The sequence below is a fragment of the Hymenobacter sp. BT188 genome (assembly GCF_014333585.1).
Classification (GTDB): Bacteria; Bacteroidota; Bacteroidia; order Cytophagales; family Hymenobacteraceae; genus Hymenobacter.
This window is the reverse complement of record NZ_JACSCW010000003.1, coordinates 489,359-505,008: the sequence shown is the minus strand read 5'-3', so window position 1 is coordinate 505,008 and position 15,650 is coordinate 489,359. Positions and strand designations below refer to the sequence as shown.

The following is a 15,650-nucleotide window of genomic DNA, read 5'->3' as shown; positions in this document are numbered from 1 at the left end:
ATCGACCAACCATTTAACCTTTCAGGTATCTAGCCCTTTAAAATTAGTTGACGGCAGCGTCGGCGGCAGGCTTGAGCCTTGCTACCTCGGCGCGGGCATCATCATAAAATGACTCAGCCTGTTTCAGGTTTTTGCTTTGCGGATAGGTATCAATGAAGCTCTGGTAGAAGGCAATAGCCTCCAAATAGCGCTCCCGCTGCTTTTGCTCCACACTTTCTTTCGCGTAGTAATACTGGGCAGCTACCTTCAGATAAGCGGCTTCCTCGTTGTAAACAGAGGCCGGAAACTGCTGCTGAAAAGCTGTAAAAGCAACTACCGCCGATTGATAGTAGCGCAGCTGATAGTACAGCCGGGCGCTCTCAAAGGCTTTGATATCCAGCTTCTTCTGTAGCTCCTGCGACATGCTTTCCGTCTCGGGGCGGAACTGGCTGGTGGGATAGCGGTTCAGAAAATCCTGAATAGCCTCTAGCGCCGTGAAGGTGTTAGTCTGGTCGAGTTCAAACTCCGGTGAGTCGCGAAAGAGCGACTTGGCGTACATGAACGAAGCCTCTTCAGCGTAAGTCGAATTGGGATACGTCTCGAAAAACGACTTGAAATAATACGAAGCCAAGGTATAATTCCGCTGACGGAAGTTCGTGTTGGCGAAGTAAAACTGGGCCTTCTCTGCCTCTGGCCGACCACGCAACAGCGGAATTAGCTCTTCCAGCAGAGTACCGGCTTTAAAGAAGTCACCTTCATCGTAGTACTTGATGGCGGCGGTATATTTTTTATTCACGTCGTCGCTCTTGAGCAGCTTTTGATAGCCACTGCACGAGCCGAGCAGCAAAGCGCTCAGTAACAACAGAAAGAAGGTAGGACGAAACAAGGGCATAAGGACGCAAAGGTAACGGAATACGGAGCCGAATCAAACGGCAGGAAACGCGAGCGACGCTAGCAGTAGCAGAGCGCTTCTTTTAATTGACGGCCGCCCGTACGGGTGCTGGGCGGCTGGGGGGCTTTTTGGCGTTGGGAGCAACTTTAGGTTTTACCTTTGGGGGGCTTTTTTTGGTTTTGGTATTCGTCTTTTTCGGTTTCGCTTTGGCTGGCGGGTTGAAATGTTTTCCTAACGTAGCGCGGCGGGTTGGGCGTTCCTTGATGCGCCACTGCATACCTTTCAGAGTCTTGTCTTCCTCTTTAAGCTCGTGGGGCGGAATAAAGCTGGCGTCGGGGTTGGTTTGGAAAGTGATGGTTTGAAGCTTGTTGTCGGCAAAGCGCAACGCCATCGTGGCGCTAACTGCTTTATTCATGCCGGTCGTGGTGGTGTCACCCTCAAGAGCAAAGTAGAGGCTCTCCGCGTTGCCAACCACATCAACTTTTTTTATTTTGTTATCACCGAAGTACGCCACCATGTTGCGCCCCTTCACTTGGTTGAAGTTGAGCAGGGTATCCTGGCCCACAATGAAAGCGTTGGCATACAGGCGCATCTGGTCGATTTTGCCGCGGCGCTGCTGTATTTCCATGCTATCCGAGGTGAGCTGATTTTTGTCGCTCCACAGAATCGGATTGCGGTTTAAGTAAATAATCGAGTCCTGCCGGTCGTAGGTCAGCGAGTCGCAGCGGCCCTGCAAGTCGGCGCGAAAGATGCGCACTTTCGGAAAGGCGTAAATAATGCCCCCCGACGTTTGCCCTGGCTGCCCTTCCACGCTCATCAGCGTATCGGCGGCCAAAAACAGCGTGTCACGATCCGAAATATTACGCATCACGGGCGTGCCGTACACTTTGGCTTTACCCAATGCCCGCCAATAACGCCCCACATCACCCCGAATCACGATGTTATCTTTCTTGGAAGTCATCGACACATTGCCAGTAGCCACCCCGTACTGCCGAGCTTCGTCGTACACCAACTTATCGCCCCCAAGTAGATAGTCCGGCGTCTCGATCTTGGCGTTGCGCTGAAAGTTGGAGACCCGCGTAATTGTATTGTAGTAGCCGTTTTCGGCGTACAGGCTGCGTCCCTCCTGCCCCGTAATGCGCGTTGGGCCAAAGAAGTAAGCAATCTTCGACACCGTATTATACTGCAAAGAGTCAGTAGTGATGAGGTTGTCTTTGGTAGTAAGGCGCACGTCGCGACGAAAGCTGAACACTTTCGTCGCCGTATTATAGTACCCTCGCTGGCTGGTAAGTGTATTTTCGGGGTCGGTCAGCCGACCGTTATTAGTATAATATGCTTGCTTACGGTTGAGGTCGTAGTCGAGGGCCTGCGTAATGAGGGTCATGCGCGGGTCGCGCATCACTACGTTGCCCGTCATACGCGCCTTGCGCGTGTCGCCGTCGTAAAAGGCTTGGTCGCCGGTAATCGTCAGCGTATCGTTTTCCACGATGCGCACATTGCTGAACGCCTCCAACGCATTACGCCCAATATATTGATAAGCCGAATCGCAGTAGATAAAGGTGTTCTGCTGCTTAAAGCTCACATTCCCAATCAGCTTGCGAATTTCTACTCCGTTGAAATCACCGCCTACCAGCTCGCCTGCCGTCAGCAGCTCAATGCGTTGGCCTTTGGGTGGAGTGCCGCCTTTGGGGGCCGGGCGTTGCTGGGCCAGCACAGCCAGGGGCAGCAACAACAGAAAAAAGAGGAGTCGTAGAAAACGCATTTCGCCGCAAAGGTACAGAAGGCCCGGTGGTAACGCCCATCTTTGCAGCGTAGTGCCTTCGTCGTAGATTTTGCCCCCCAGAAGGAGCTTTCACCGCTGCTAAATTATTGACATTTCATGCTCGACCGTGTCCGCCAGTTTATTGAGGAAAAAAACCTCTTCTCCCCCACCACCGACCAGCTTCTAGTTGCCGTTAGTGGAGGTATCGATTCCGTGGCCCTGGCCGACGTATTGCACCGTTTGGAAGTGCCGTTTGCTATTGCGCATTGCCACTTTGGCCTGCGCGGCGAAGAGGCCGATGCCGATGAGCAATTTGTGCGCAAGCTGGCCAAGAAATATGATGTCCCCTACTTTGCCGAGTTCTTTCAAACCAAAGAATTCGCTGCCCAAGAAGGTATTTCTACTCAAATGGCGGCCCGGGCGCTGCGCTACGAGTGGTTTGAGCGCATCCTCCAAACGCAGCAGCTTAGCTACATTGCCACCGCTCACCACCAGCGCGACGCGGCCGAAACCATGTTGCTTAACCTGACGCACGGCACTGGGCTGGCTGGTTTGCACGGTATTCAAGCCAAAAACGGTTACGTCGTTCGGCCCTTCTTAGGCATTGGCAAAGAAGAACTCTTCGAGTATGTGATGGAAAACCGCCTAGTGTGGCGCGAGGATGCCTCCAACGACAGCACTACGTACCAGCGCAACCGCCTCCGCCACGATGTGCTGCCAGTGCTGCGCGAAATCAATCCTAACCTCGATCAGACCCTGGAGCACACGGCCGAGCGCGTGGGTGGAGCCGAAGAGATTGTGCGCCGCTACGTAGCCGACACCGCTGCCCAAGCCCAGAAAAAGGAGGGTGAAGTAATTTATTTCAACATCGCCACCCTACAAGCTACGGCAGCCATCACACTGGTTTTGCATGAGTTGCTGCGACCATTCAATTTCTCTTTCCCGGTTACCAAAGAGATTGTGGCCGCCTTTAAAGCCACTGCGGGCCGCCGCTTCGAGTCGCCGACGCATACGCTGGTGAAGGACCGCGACCAGTTGGTTATTACCCGCAAAAGCCTCGCAAATTTTGGTACACACCAGCTACAGGCGGGCCAAACCAAGCTAGTTGCCGAGGGCTTGCACCTCACGGCCGACTTGCAGGAGGCAGAAGGATTCAGCCTGACCCGAAAGAAAAACGAAGCGGCGCTTGATGCCGACCGTCTTCAATTCCCGCTCACCGTGCGGCGCTGGCAGGAAGGCGACTGGTTTATGCCCATCGGTATGAAGGGCAAGAAAAAAATCAGTGACTTTCTCATTGACCAAAAAGTACCGCTCAATCTCAAAGATGACGTGCGCGTGCTCATAACCGCCGACCAGCGTATTGCCTGGGTTATCGGCTTCCGACCCGATGAGCGGTATAAAGTGACGGAGGAAACCCAACGGGTACTGTTGTTGCGCCGGATGTAGCACAAAGCAGTCCATTGGATGTTTTCTTCTTTACCTCTGCAAAAACCTCCGGCATGGAAAGCGTTTTCGCTTACTTTTACCACGCGAATCCAATATTTCACTCCCAATTCCTCACCCGATGAAAGTTACCGTAGTTGGGGCTGGCAACGTGGGCGCAACTTGCGCTGATGTACTCGCCACCCGCGAAATCGCCAACGAAATTGTTCTCGTTGATATCAAGGAAGGCTTCGCCGAAGGCAAAGCGCTGGACATCTGGCAGAAGTCGCCCGTTATCGGTTACGACTCCCGTACCGTAGGCGTCACCGGCGACTATAGCCGTACCGCCGACTCCGAGGTAGTTGTTATTACCTCCGGTCTGCCCCGCAAGCCCGGCATGAGCCGCGACGACCTGATTTCGACCAACGCTGGCATCGTAAAATCGGTAACGGAGCAGGTGGTGAAGTACTCGCCCAACGCCATTATCATCGTCGTTTCTAACCCCCTCGACGTGATGACCTACCAGGCCCACCTCACCTCCGGCTTGCCCCGCGAGAAGGTATTCGGCATGGCTGGCATCTTGGATACCGCTCGCTACCGCGCTTTCTTAGCCGAAGCTCTGAACGTAAGCCCCAAAGACATTCAGGCAGTACTGATGGGTGGCCACGGCGACACCATGGTTCCCCTGCCCCGCTACACTACAGTGGGCGGTATTCCGGTAACCGAGCTTATCGGCAAAGCCGAGCTTGATGCTATCGTGCAGCGCACTGCCGTTGGTGGTGGCGAATTGGTGAAGCTGATGGGTACTTCGGCCTGGTACGCTCCCGGTGCTGCTGCTGCGCAAATGGTAGAAGCCATCGTGCGCGACCAGCGCCGCGTGTTCCCTGTCTGCATTAAGTTGGAAGGCGAATACGGTATCGACGGCGTTTACCTTGGTGCTCCGGTTATTCTGGGTAAAAATGGTATTGAGCGCGTTATCGAGCTGCAACTCAATGATGAAGAAAAGCAGTTACTCGAAACCTCGCGTGGCCACGTGAAAGAGGTAATGGAAGCACTGGACAAAATGACTCAGACTGCTTAGTCTTTATTCAGTACATATAAAAAAGCCCCCCAGACTAAGTCTGGGGGGCTTTTTTGCGCCTATCATGCAGAGCGAAGCATCTCGCGTATTTGATTGCAATGGCAACTCTAACGAACCGAGCGATGTTACTTCTGGCTTGCCCGAAACAGCTTCTGCTTTTCATCTTTCGACAAGCTCTCGTAGCCGGAGCGGGAAATTTTGTCCAGAATCAAGTCAATCTCGTCTTGTTCGGGTTTAACGATAGTGCCTTTACGCGCCGCAGCGGGCGAAGCAGCTTGGCTTCGGTGTGTAACCTTCAAGCGCGGGCGGCCGCTGAACAGCGCCCCTAGCCAATCGCCAATCGCCTGCACCGGACGGCCCAGATCGGTACCGCGCTGGAGCAACTTGATGAAGCTGAAGCCAAAGATTGCGCCCCCAATATGAGCGATTTCGCCTCCCGCATTACCACCATCAATGCCAGCCAAGGAAATAATAACGATTACAATGGCGATGTACTTGATCTTAACCGGACCAATCAGGATTAGGCTGAAAGTGTAATCGGGGAGCAAGGTGGCGGCAGCCACAATAATAGCCGTAACAGCCCCGGAGGCGCCCAAGACTTCAGCCAGCGGGCCATTGCGGTAGGCTGGCACCAAGTTATAAGCCAGCAGGAACAACGCCGCGCCTGCCAAGGCACCCAGGATATATAGGCTTACTAGCTTCCGGTCGCCAAGGTACTCGCGCACCAAGGAGCCAAACCAGTACAGGTTCAGCAGATTGAAAATAATGTGCAGAAAGCCCTGGTGAAGAAAAGCATACGTCAGCACTGACCAGGGCCGGCGAACCAGCGCACCCAGATCGGCAGGCAGGCTGAACAAGCGCACGATGCTTTCATAAATGCCCGAGCCCCCAGCCAAAAACGCTACCGCTTTGATCAGAATTAGCACGACAAATACCAGAATATTGATCAGCAGAAGCTGATTAAGGGCATTGTCGCGGCGGCTGAAGGCGGTACGGATATCGTTTACAATACTCATGAAAAACGCAGCAGGTGTTAACCGTTATTAGTACATCCGGGTGCGGTTCCGCTCCCAGAGTTTCAACAAAATGAAGCCAATCAATATTCCACCCAAGTGGGCAAAGTGCGCCACATTGTCGCCCGGCACTCGCTTAAAGCCAGAGTACAGTTCATAGAAGCCATACAAAGTGACGAAGTATTTTGCCTTGATTGGGAAGGGAAAGAACAAGAGCATTAGCTCCGTATTAGGGAATAAATAGGCAAAAGCGAATAAAATACCGAACAGGGCCCCCGAAGCGCCAACCATTGGCGAGTTAAAGCTGCGACTAAAAATAGCATCGATAGTCTCATTAGCGGAGGCTATCAAACCCGGGTCATTAGGGTTGCGCTGCAACGCGGCAGCTACTATTTCGAAGCCGCGAGCTTCCGGTGCATTATCACGGAAGAAGTCGGCGAAGGCTACGCCGGAAGGCTCCTGCTGAAACGCCAGCCGCGCTTCGTTCATTTTATTCAGCTCGTAAAACCGCACGCCTGAATACAGAATACCAGCCCCAATGCCACAGATTAACCAAAATGTTAGAAACCGTTGCGGACCCCAGCGCTGCTCCAATAGCGGCCCGAAGGAAATAAGGCCGAACATGTTGCCGAAAATGTGTCCCAGGCCCCCATGCATAAACATATAGGTCAGAAACTGCCAGGGCTGAAAGCTTTGCGAGCCTACCGGATACAAAGCCAGCCAGCCGAGCCCAAGCTGCGTAGCGAGCAGAAACACGCCAATATTTATAAACAGTAGAATGCGAACTGTAGGAGTCAGATTGAACATGAAGCGTGGGAAGGCAAATGAAATGAGTTACGCTGCTTGTAACAGCTAACCGCGGCTATAGTCAGGCAGATTATTACGGCTTAAACGGTATTATCGCCGGAAACGATAACTAGGCTGAAAGCGGCGTAATTTACTTGCTTATCGAGTGAAGAAAGCTTGCAATTGGTCAAGCTCCAAAAGCACCAACGTTTTGCGACCATCAGGCGTGTAGCCCGGCACGGCGCAGGCAAAAAGTCGATCGACCAAGGCGTTCATCTCTATTTCTGAAAGGCGGGCGTTGCCAGCGCCACTCGCAACGCGGCGCGCCAAGGCCCGGGCCATTTGCTCGCGTCGATCCAGCTTTACGGGTCCGGCGTGCGCGCGAAACTGCTCAATCAAGCCTTCAAACAATTCCTTTTCGTCGCGCGCCGGCACATCGGCCGGGATGCCTTCTACGGCAATTGTAAGGGGTCCGAATTCGTTGAAGCGAAATCCAAGCGCGTGCAGCGCATCAGTGACTTCGCGCAGCACGGCAAAATCGGCGGGCGAAAACGTGACGGTGCGAGGGAAAAGCAGGGTTTGGGAAGCGCCACTTTCGCGCTCCAAGGCTTGGGCATACTGCTCATACAAAATCCGCTCACGAGCCGCCAGTTGGTCAATCAGCATCACCCCCGATTTCACCGGCACCAATACGTACTGTTGATGCACCTGAATAACCTTGCTCCCCGGCCCCGCCTGATTTTCTCGCAAGGGCAGCTCTGGGTTAGCAGTTTCTACCAATGCCAGCTCATCATCTGAGGGTGGCAGCGTATCGGTGGCTTCGGCTTCAATGTCCGGCAGGGCCGTCTGGCCGAGCGAACGGTAGAAGTCTTCCAAATCCCGTTTGGCCTGATCGGTAGGTCTGGGGGGCAAATTTCGATCCTGGGGGGCAAATCGGTCAGGTTGACGCTCACGCGGCGAAGGCGAGGCAGCCTGAGCGGCAGCCGCAGACAGCGCATCGGGGCGGTATTCGTCGGAAAAGGAATTGTGGCTGGCGCCCGAACTGCGCAAAGGGCGAATCGGAGCGAAGTTCACATCGCCCTCGAAGTCCAATGACGGCGCCATATTATGTATGCCCAAGGATTGCTTCACGGCGGCCCGCACAATGGCGTACACCGTTTTCTCGTCCTCAAACTTTATTTCCGTCTTAGTCGGGTGCACGTTGATGTCGATGGTCTTGGGATCAAGCTCCAGAAACAGCACGTAAAACGGATGAGTATCGCGGGGTAACAGACCTTCGTAAGCCGCCAGCACCGCGTGGTTGAGATAAGCCGAGCGGATAAAACGGTTGTTAACGAAGAAGAACTGGTCGCCCCGGCTTTTCTTCGCCGACTCGGGCTTACCGATAAAACCTTTGATGGTAATAAAGGGCGTTACTTCCTCGCAAGCCGCCAACTGTTCCTTGTAGCCATTGCCCAGCAAGGCTACAATGCGCTGACTTAGCTTGCCAGCGGGCAGATTAAACACCTCCAGTTCATTCTGATAAAGCGAAAATGTTGTCTGCGGATTTGCCAAGGCTACATGCTGGAACTCATCCAGAATGTGGCGCATCTCCACCGCGTTGCTTTTCAGAAAGTTACGCCGCGCCGGCACGTTGTAAAAAAGATTCTTGACCGCAATGCTGGTGCCATCGGGGCAAGCCACGGGCTGTTGACTCATCACTTGGGAGCCTTCTACCAATAACAAGGTACCCGTGTCGTATTCGCGTTGTTTGGTGCGCAATTCCAGCTGAGCTACGGCAGCAATAGACGCCAGCGCCTCTCCCCGAAAGCCAAGGGTACGAATCCGAAACAAATCTTCGGTGGAACGAATCTTGCTCGTGGCGTGGCGTTCCAAACTCATGCGGGCATCGGTAGGCGACATCCCGGCTCCGTTGTCTACCACTTGCACGAGTTGTTTGCCGGCATCTTTGATAATTAGCTGCACCTGCGAAGCACCCGCGTCCACGGCATTTTCCAGCAATTCCTTCACTACGGATGCCGGCCGCTGGACCACCTCGCCGGCCGCAATCTGGTTAGCGAGGTACTCGGGTAGCAATTGAATCACGTCCGCCATCGACCGGGAACTGAGGAGGTTAAGAAAGAAGTTAACAGGAGTAAAAAGGCCTTAAATACCGCCAAAACAGTCCAAGGCCGAGAAATTATCCGTAAGTTCGCGGTCAAATTCGGTTTGTGCGGCCCTGTCCCGGGTTGCCGAATCAGCTACCTAAGCAGTGCGAAAACCGGGTGCCCTGGGTCAGCCAAAACGACCACAGCCCCACTCGCCAGTGCTTCCTGAAGGGGACAAAAGTAGGGCTAATTCCGCTCGTTTTCAACGTTACGACTACACCAGGAGAGCCGATGCTCAAGGATTATTCGATTAGACTCTTGCTGCTATTGCTGGCCATAACGGGTCTGATCATCTCGTCGTCGTCTCCGATTGACAAAGACGTACGACCTATGTCGCCGGCCGAGCAGAACTGGGTAGACAGCGTGTATAGCTCTCTCACCCCTGACCAGCGCTTGGGTCAGTTATTTATGGTGGCTGCCTACTCCAACAAGGACCGCAAACATGTGCTTCAGATTGAGGAGTTGGTGCGCAATTATCACATTGGGGGGCTAATGTTTTTACAGGGTGGCCCGCGTCGGCAAGCTGCGCTTACCAATCGTTATCAAAAGCTAGCTAAGTTGCCCTTGCTCATTGCTATGGATGCTGAGTGGGGCCTTGATATGCGCCTCGACAGCTCCATGCATTTCGCCAAAGCCATGACGCTGGGTGCCATGGACGACGATCAGTATGTGTACCAGATGGGCCGCGAAATTGCGCTCAACATGAAAGCCCTTGGCGTGCATGTAAGCTTTTCGCCGGTTATTGATGTCAATTCCAACCCTGATAATCCAGTTATTGGTAACCGTTCCTTCGGCGAAGATAAAGAGCAGGTTTCCAAGCGCGGGGTAGCGTATATCCGGGGCTTGCAGGACCATGGCATCATTGCCGTAGCCAAACACTTCCCTGGCCACGGCGATACTGACACGGACTCCCATGTGGCTCTGCCAGTGGTGAATACCGATATGGCTCGACTTACCAACGTCGACCTATATCCCTTTCAGCAGTCCTTCGAAGCGGGCGTGATGGGCGTGATGGTGGCCCACCTTTACATGCCACTCTTCGATACGCTGCGCACTCAAACCACTACCTTATCGCATAACCTAGTGACGGGTTTGCTGAAGGAGAAAATGGCGTACAGAGGGCTCGTTTTCACCGATGCTTTGAACATGAAGAGCGTCTCGAACCTGTACAAGCCAGGGGAAGTAGATGCGTTGGCGTTGGCGGCAGGCAATGACGTGCTGCTCTTCTCTGAAGATGTGCCGGTTGCCCTGCAGAGAATTCGCGAAGCCATTGCGGGGGGCAAAATTCAACCCGCTGACCTCGAGTACAGAATACGCAAGATTCTGCGGGCCAAATACTGGGCTGGACTTAACCGCTACCGCCCAGTTGAGCTAACTAATTTGATGGCCAGCCTCAACCGGCCACTGAGCCGAATGGTGCAGCAGCAGATTTATGAGCAAGCCGTTACGGTTGTTAAGAATCAGGATAACCTCTTGCCTTTCCACCGGCTTGATACGCTGCGCATTGCCTCTGTCACCATTGGTACGCCGGCCAGCGGTACTTACGCTACTCTGATGAATAAATATCAGGGTGGAACGGTGTATTCAGTACCTAACCGCTACGCCCCGGACTCCACTTACACGCGTATTCTATCGCGCCTCGGGCCATATAATACGATAGTGGTAAGCTTGCATGGCATGAACAGTACGCCCGTGCATAAGTATGGTATGGGTGATGGGGCCTTGAAATTCATTCAGCAGCTACAGGCCAATCCACGGGTAAAAACGGTGGTGGTAGCCATGGGTAATGCCTACTCTCTCAAGTACCTGGAGTCGGCCCGAACATTGGTTTGTGCTTATGAGGATAACTACCCTTCCCAACTGGTAACTCCACAGGTATTGTTTGGGGCTTTGCCCGCTAAGGGGCGGCTGCCCGTCACTGTGTCGCCGACACTTAAGGCTGGCACTGGCCTGCCAACGCCTGACTTCCGTCGTCTGCGCTATGCAACTCCGGAAAGTGAAGGGCTGGATTCCCGTATTTTAGCTCAAATAGATAATATCGCCCTCGAAACGGTGGCTTATGCTGCGGCCCCAGGCTGCCAGATTTTGGTGGCCAAAAATGGCGCCGTGATATTTGATAAGAGCTACGGCTTCAATACCTACGATCGGACCCAGCCAGTAAATAATAGTACGCTCTACGACTTGGCCTCAGTCACAAAAGTGGCCGGCACGTTGCAGGCTGCCATGTATCTGAAAGATCAGGGTAAACTCAGTCTGGACGAAAAGGTATCGACATATTTGCCGGAGCTGCGCACTACCAACAAGAAGGACATTATTGTGCGCGACTTACTGCTCCACCAAGCAGGCTTGAAGGCGGGTATTCCGATGTGGGAGCGCACCGTCACCAAGACTGGCCTGAAGCCGACTTTCTACGCCAGCACCCAATCCGCTGACTTCCCCAATGAAGTAGTGCCCGGAACTTACAGTCTCAAAACTGCCGAAGATTCTGTATGGTTGTGGACCATGCGCTCGGGTTTGTTGCCTAAGATAAAAGGCAAGTACCCTTTGGAGTACAGCGACTTAACCTTTGTAATCGTGAAGCGCTTGTGCGAAAAGCTATTGCAGCAGCCGATTGAGGAGTTTCTGGCCAAGCAGTTTTACCAGCCTTTGGGGCTGAATACTATGACTTATAATCCGTTGCAGCGGTTTCCAAACTCCTGCATCGCCCCTACCGAAAACGATACCTACTATCGTCGCTCCCAGCTGCGCGGCACGGTGCACGACCAGGGAGCGGCTATTGTAGGGGGCGTGGGTGGACACGCAGGTTTGTTTGCTAACTCCAACGATTTAGCCATTCTTATGCAGATGAATCTGCAGAATGGCCGCTACGGTGGTATGCGCTTTTTTCAGTCGCCCGTTGTGACGGAATTCTCGCGCCCACAGATTGCGGGCAACCGTCGCGGGTTGGGCTGGGACCACGGCACTCCTGAAAAGGGACCAGGCCAGGGCCCAACATCAAGTATGGCACCGCCCGCCACCTTTGGTCATACTGGTTTCACGGGTACGTGCGTGTGGCTCGATCCTGAAAACAAAATCGTATACATCTTTCTTTCTAATCGGGTGTATCCAGATGCGGGCAACAACAAATTGATTCAAAATAACGTCCGCACACGCATCCACGACGTTATTTATAAGTCTTTCAGCAAAAGCATTTCCAAGACATGACCTGTTGTCCGTCGTTTTTACAAAATCTCTGATCCGTATGTGGCGGTAAGACATCTACCTGATGGCTTACCGCCAATTTTTTGCCCCCCACACAGAGCAACCTACTGCGTAGGCACTCGTTGAGCAATATCATATCCGCGTTCGGGCCAACTACTTGGCTTGTGTCCACTCAAGAAGATTGCTGCGGGGCTTTTTTTAAGAACTATTTCACTACTCCAGCGCTGATTGCACTGCCACTCTCACCATTCACCAACCAATGACAGCCCACCTGAATTTTGGTGAAACCTCCCCTACCATGAATATCGGCATCGTTTGTTATCCCACCTTTGGAGGTTCCGGCGTAGTAGCTACGGAGCTAGGTAAAGCCCTGGCTCTCAAAGGGCATCGTGTCCACTTTATTACGTACAGCCAGCCCGTGCGCCTCGATTTCTTTAATGAGAACCTCTTCTATCATGAGGTGTATGTGCCGCCGTATCCGTTGTTCCAGTTTCCCCCTTACGAGTTGGCTTTAGCAAGCAAAATGGTGGACATTGTGCAGCACGAAAAGCTGGATGTGCTGCATGTGCATTACGCCATTCCGCACGCGTCGGCAGCCTATATGGCCAAGCAGATTCTGCGTACCAAAGGCATTCAGATTCCGGTCATAACGACTTTGCACGGCACCGATATCACGCTTGTGGGCAAAGATGCCAGCTACGAGCCGGTGGTGACATTCAGCATTAATCAGTCGGATGGTGTGACGGCCGTATCCGCCGATTTGCGGGCTGAGACTTACCAATACTTCGCTATCGAGAAGGACATTGAAGTGATTCCTAACTTCATTAATCTGGAGCGTTTCAAAAAGCAGAATAAGTCGCACTTTAAGGCCGCCATTGCGCCGGAGGGCGAGAAGCTACTGATTCATACGTCTAACTTCCGATCCGTAAAACGCGTGGAAGACGTGGTTCGCATTTTTGCGGGCGTGCGCAAAGAAATTCCGGCCAAGCTCCTACTCGTGGGAGATGGCCCCGACCGGCCCCGCATCGAAAAGCTCTGCCGCGAAACCGGCTACCTCAGCGACATTCGTTTCCTGGGCAAGCTAGAGGCTGTGGAAGAAGTACTCAGTATCAGCGACTTGTTTCTAATGCCTTCTGAAAAGGAAAGCTTCGGTTTAGCCGCCTTGGAAGCCATGGCCTGCGAAGTACCAGTAGTAAGTACCAATGCGGGGGGCATTCCGGAGCTGAATGTGGATGGCGTAACGGGTACTACCAGCGCCGTGGGCGATGTGGAGGAGATGGTAAAAAATTCCCTCTTTATTCTGGCTGATGAAAACCTGCCTCGATTTAAAGCCGCCGCCCGAGCCCGAGCCGAAGAGTTTGCTGTGGAAAAGATTGTCCCGCTGTACGAAGCTTGTTATCAGCGAGCCATTGATTCTCAGTTGGCAGTAGTGTAGTTGGTATTAACTCATAAAAAAGCCCCCCAGATGTTCTCTGGGGGGCTTTTTTATGAGCACTAACAGAATTTAAAACAGGCTCGCTGCCTCTCGCTTCACCACGTTCAAAGCACGGGCCGTAGGATCTACTTCTTCGGCAATCAAGGTTTCGAGCACACGCTTGGCGAGTTCGGTGCCACGGGCTTGCTGGGGCGCTGGCAGGGCATGATATGATTTATTAATCATGGTGAGCACATTCTCGCGGGCCTGCTTTACATGGTCCCAGGCGTCGGGGCTCATGTAGAGCTGCTGAGAAAGGTTGTGCTCAAATTCGGCGCGAATCTCTTGAAGCAGCAGGCGATGAAACTCGGGGGCCGTTTGGCCGGCGCTGCTGAGACGCACCAAGATATTATTGGGCGTAATGCGCTCCAGCAGAAGCGTTACGCGCTCGTAGGCTTGTAAACGAATGGGCAGCGTTTCCTTGCTGCTCTGCAAGCGCAGCTCAATCAGGCGCCGCTGCTGTTCCTTCTCAAAATACTGCTTGATAAGCAGAAACACCGAGCCGGCCACAATAATGGCGGGCAGAATGATTTTGAGCAATTCAAAAATATAGGCAGTAGTATCCATGCGGGAGTATCAGACCAAGTTTGGCGAAGTGTAAAGGATAAATGGCTGTAAATGTTGACTGTAACCGCCTAGCAAATGGCGCGGTGTTTGGGCAAAGATAACCAGTGAACCGGAGCGGCCAACCGGCTGTTCTAACACTATACGAATCCTATAGTCTTCGTATCTTTGCACCAGTCTTCTCTTAACCACGAACTCATTATGGCAACGGCCGTTTCAACCAAAACTGCTCCCATTAGCCTCACCTCGCGGGCTTTGGTAGAAGTCAGAAATATCATTGAAGAAAAGAAAGTACCGACCGAATACGGCCTGCGCATTGGCGTGCAGGGTGGTGGTTGCTCGGGCATGAGCTATCTGCTCGGCTTCGACAAAGCCAAAGACAACGATGAGGTGTATGACCTTGATGGCCTGCGCCTTATCATGGACAAGAAACACGCGATGTACGTATTAGGCATGGAAGTCGACTTCCAGGATGGCCTGAACGCTCGCGGCTTTGTCTTCAATAACCCGCAAGCTAAAAGCACCTGCGGTTGCGGCTCGTCGTTCTCAGCTTAATAAACGAACTGCTTCGCTTTTATAGAAAAGCCTTGCTTACGTTCTGTAAGCAAGGCTTTTTGTTTGTGCTTATGCTGTTTAAAGCTGCTTAATCAGTAAGATCATCTTTTCAAAACGATGTCTCGGCGACCTTTCCAGCCTGTTGCTGTTCGCTGTAACTCAACTACGCCAGTACCACCCACCGATACCGATGATATCGATGCTAGGTACTTCGGGGTTACTAACGGGTCGTCTTTGAACACAAAGTCCGTGATATAATACGCAAGCCGTTCCCCAGGCTCCTGAATAACAGCGTGGATATGGGCAGGGTCGGTGCGGCTAGGGTATGATGCCGGACGAACGGAGCTAATGGTGTAGCGACCTTACTTATCTGACTTTGCCCAGCCATGCAGGTGCACATGCCACTTCTGCACGCCTGTTTCACCACCTTTTTTGGTGTAACGCCCCGTATGGTCCGTTTGATACGCATAGATGATTACGCCCGCATAGGGGCTTTTGCCATCGGCTTGCAGCAAAGTACCGGTAATTAGTAGCGGGTCACCTGGTTCGTTGGGCCCGCCCATCTTGAGCGTAGAGTTTAATGAAACGGGCATATTCACGAAGCAGCACGCAATAGCGGTATCGGGGCCGTCGCAGGTATCTGCAGTGGTAATAGGATGGTTATTATCTCCTAGTGCTTGGGCGCTAATTTGCGACTTACTGTCGCTGCAGGCGCCAATCAGCAGACCGAAACCACAAAGCAATACACCGAGTAGGCATTCGCAAATTCTCATA

12 protein-coding genes are annotated in these 15,650 nt (G+C 52.9%); 5 read left to right on the top strand and 7 right to left on the bottom strand.

From position 1 onward, the window contains the following. Positions 1-43: 43 nt before the first annotated feature. Together H8B13_RS10255 and H8B13_RS10250 are read right to left on the bottom strand one after the other, a co-directional pair. Positions 44-871: an outer membrane protein assembly factor BamD gene (locus tag H8B13_RS10255; protein ID WP_187310699.1), complete on the bottom strand. Its 828-nt coding sequence runs from the start codon at positions 869-871 to the stop codon at positions 44-46. 82 nt (positions 872-953) lie between these two features. Continuing rightward, the gene (locus H8B13_RS10250) at positions 954-2,633 is read right to left on the bottom strand and encodes an OstA-like protein (protein WP_187310698.1); all 1,680 of its coding nucleotides are present in this window, start codon (positions 2,631-2,633) and stop codon (positions 954-956) included. A gap of 117 nt (positions 2,634-2,750) precedes the next feature. On the opposite strand from H8B13_RS10250, the gene tilS reads away from it, so the two are divergent. Then, positions 2,751-4,079 (top strand): tRNA lysidine(34) synthetase TilS, encoded by a 1,329-nt coding sequence (gene tilS, locus H8B13_RS10245; protein ID WP_187310697.1) that lies wholly within the window; start codon positions 2,751-2,753, stop codon positions 4,077-4,079. Between the two features lie 118 nt (positions 4,080-4,197). Further along, positions 4,198-5,136 (top strand): malate dehydrogenase, encoded by a 939-nt coding sequence (gene mdh / locus H8B13_RS10240; RefSeq protein ID WP_187310696.1) that lies wholly within the window; start codon positions 4,198-4,200, stop codon positions 5,134-5,136. Positions 5,137-5,261: 125 nt separating this feature from the next. Here the strand turns inward: mdh and H8B13_RS10235 are convergent, their stop codons facing one another. The 3 genes from H8B13_RS10235 to mutL form a co-directional block, all read right to left on the bottom strand. Continuing rightward, a complete protein-coding gene (locus tag H8B13_RS10235) occupies positions 5,262-6,152 on the bottom strand; it encodes a rhomboid family intramembrane serine protease (protein WP_187310695.1) in 891 nt (296 codons plus the stop codon). A gap of 27 nt (positions 6,153-6,179) precedes the next feature. Continuing rightward, entirely contained in the window at positions 6,180-6,956 is a 777-nt protein-coding gene (locus H8B13_RS10230) for a rhomboid family intramembrane serine protease (protein ID WP_187310694.1), read from the bottom strand. A gap of 138 nt (positions 6,957-7,094) precedes the next feature. Continuing rightward, positions 7,095-9,029, bottom strand: a complete 1,935-nt coding sequence (gene mutL, locus H8B13_RS10225; RefSeq protein WP_187310693.1) for a DNA mismatch repair endonuclease MutL — start codon at positions 9,027-9,029, stop codon at positions 7,095-7,097. Positions 9,030-9,145: 116 nt separating this feature from the next. Between mutL and H8B13_RS10220 the strand changes: the two genes are divergently transcribed. Both H8B13_RS10220 and bshA read left to right on the top strand, forming a co-directional pair. After that, positions 9,146-12,286 carry a glycoside hydrolase family 3 N-terminal domain-containing protein gene (locus H8B13_RS10220; protein WP_315985123.1) on the top strand — a complete coding sequence of 1,047 codons (3,141 nt, stop codon included), beginning with the start codon at positions 9,146-9,148 and terminating at the stop codon, positions 12,284-12,286. A gap of 295 nt (positions 12,287-12,581) precedes the next feature. Next, positions 12,582-13,718, top strand: a complete 1,137-nt coding sequence (bshA, locus tag H8B13_RS10215) for an N-acetyl-alpha-D-glucosaminyl L-malate synthase BshA (protein ID WP_187310978.1) — start codon at positions 12,582-12,584, stop codon at positions 13,716-13,718. A gap of 69 nt (positions 13,719-13,787) precedes the next feature. Here bshA and H8B13_RS10210 read toward each other — a convergent pair whose 3' ends face one another. Next, the gene (locus tag H8B13_RS10210) at positions 13,788-14,324 is read right to left on the bottom strand and encodes a hypothetical protein (RefSeq protein WP_133273785.1); all 537 of its coding nucleotides are present in this window, start codon (positions 14,322-14,324) and stop codon (positions 13,788-13,790) included. A 198-nt stretch (positions 14,325-14,522) separates the two neighbouring features. Here H8B13_RS10210 and H8B13_RS10205 point away from each other — a divergent pair, with 198 nt between their 5' ends. Beyond that, positions 14,523-14,876: a HesB/IscA family protein gene (locus tag H8B13_RS10205; protein WP_084444422.1), complete on the top strand. Its 354-nt coding sequence runs from the start codon at positions 14,523-14,525 to the stop codon at positions 14,874-14,876. Positions 14,877-15,238: 362 nt separating this feature from the next. Here H8B13_RS10205 and H8B13_RS10200 read toward each other — a convergent pair whose 3' ends face one another. Beyond that, entirely contained in the window at positions 15,239-15,649 is a 411-nt protein-coding gene (locus H8B13_RS10200; RefSeq protein WP_187310692.1) for a hypothetical protein, read from the bottom strand. Position 15,650 lies beyond the last annotated feature (1 nt).